Origin of the sequence: Mesorhizobium sp. M0778, from assembly GCF_040320105.1 — a bacterium.
GTDB lineage: Bacteria > Pseudomonadota > Alphaproteobacteria > Rhizobiales > Rhizobiaceae > Mesorhizobium.
The window spans coordinates 1-1,814 of record NZ_JAMYPA010000052.1; the positions used below are offsets into that span (position 1 = coordinate 1).

General features: G+C 64.7%; 1 protein-coding gene. It reads right to left on the minus strand.

Annotated elements, in window-relative coordinates:
- Positions 1 to 329: 329 nt before the first annotated feature.
- Positions 330 to 1,547, minus strand: coding sequence for an IS110 family RNA-guided transposase (locus tag NKI22_RS31335; RefSeq protein ID WP_352516397.1), 1,218 nt, complete (start codon positions 1,545 to 1,547; stop codon positions 330 to 332).
- Positions 1,548 to 1,814: the final 267 nt, after the last annotated feature.

Below are 1,814 nucleotides of genomic sequence, written 5' to 3' on the forward strand. Positions count from 1 at the left end.
ACGGATGACATCGACAACCCTGATTTCGACTTTTTCGATTCCTGTTGCGTTTCTTTGTTCGGCTCAGGTGAGCCTGTTTCTTCGTCCCGGCCCACAGGATTTCCCACGCGAGCGTGTCGAGACGCAGTCAAGGCTGGCCGGTGCGATGGCGCCACGGCCGGCTGCGAGGTTTCCAGGCCACGCCTTGACGGCGTCGAGCACGGCGCCATTCTGGAGCGGACCGAGGGCGTCGGTCGTGCCGCCACATTTCCTTGTGCTATATTTGTCCGGCACGGACGACCACGTGGCAAAGAGTGGTGCGAGAGGATGAGAGTGCCGCCACGCAGCCGTTATAGTCGTTCCTCGTTTGTGGCGTCCGTGCGCCGCTTCGGCCCTCGTGACCGCCAATGCCGAACCATTAGCTCGTAGGCACGTTCGGCATTCTCGGCCGCGGCTTTCTCGCTGTTTCGCAACTCCTTCACGTTGTAGGCGTAAGCCGAACCGCGGCGACCGACACCGCGCTCGCCCGGCGCGCCGGCCTTGAGAGCGAGCTGCCTCTGCTTTGCCGCCACCAGCGCCGGGCGAGCCCAGAAGTAGTCCTGCTCCTTTGTCAGCAGATGCCAGATCAACACGGCGAGCTTGCGGGCGAGTGCCACGGCTGCGACCTGATGGCCGCGCTTGTTACGGATGCGTAGGAAGAAGGCCCTGAGCGGTCCGGGCGCCTTCGCAGTCGCCCAGGCGGCCTCGACCAGCATGGCGCGGGCATGGGAACGACCATGTTTGCTGATCCGGCCATATTGCGCCAAGCCAAGACCGGATTGGCGCACACGCGGATTGAGGCCGAAGTAGCTCACCAGCTTCTGCGGTTCGCGAAACCGCCGGATATCGCCGACGGCGGCGATGATACCGCTCGCGACGATGGCATTGACGCCGGTGATCGTCTGAAGCCGCCGGACTTGCACATCATCAATCGCTTCCCGGGCGATGTCGCGATCGAGGTCGGCCAGATCCTCGGCCAGGCGGTCAATCTCGCGGATGTGGCGAGCGATGGCGGCCCGCTCGTCGTCGGGAAGCACCTGCCGCTCGAGCCAGGCGCGACCGCGATTGTTGAACAGATCGGCATGCGGGCACTTCGGCACTAGGTGCGCCTGCAGGATGCCATGCACCTCGTTCTTCACGCGCGTGCGATGCCGAACTACCTGGTTGCGCCGCGCGACGAGGCGGCGAAGCCGCTCGGTCCGCTCGTCAGGTACCCAGACCTCCGGCAGAAAGCCGCTGGCATGGAGCTGCGCCAGAACGCCGGCATCGATCTTGTCGGTCTTAATCCTGGCATGGGCGATCGCCTTCACCTGCATCGGGTTGGCGACAATCACCCGGCCGACATAGGGCGACAGAACCCGCACCACCGCCATGGCGTTGCCCGTGGCCTCGACGACAACCTCATCCGTCCGTCGCAAACTGCGGCCGAACCCTTCCAGTCCCGAGCGGGTCATGTCGACCCGTCCGTGATGGCGCAGCCGGCCGTCTTCCCAAACCACCACCTCCGCAAAGGTGCGGTGGATGTCCATTCCAATCACACGTCTCATCGGCTCCCTCTCCTCAAACAGTCGGGAGCCGGCGGGCGACGCGACACCTACGGATCCGCGCTCTCGGCGCAACCGGGCAGGTCGCAGGGGCGGCCAGCTACTAACGCGAGCTCGCAGCTCATCGAATACATCGGCCTGCCCGCACTTGGCGTGCTCCCGGTGCCCCTGTCCCGGATGGTCGCACCATACGCCGAAAATCGCTCATCTCCAGCGGGGATCGGATGGCACCGTCATGATCATACCGGTTAC

Coding starts and splice junctions, on each gene's coding strand:
- NKI22_RS31335 (WP_352516397.1), bottom strand. CDS start 1,547: ATGGACATCCACCGCACCTTTGCGGAGGTGGTGGTTTGGGAAGACGGC.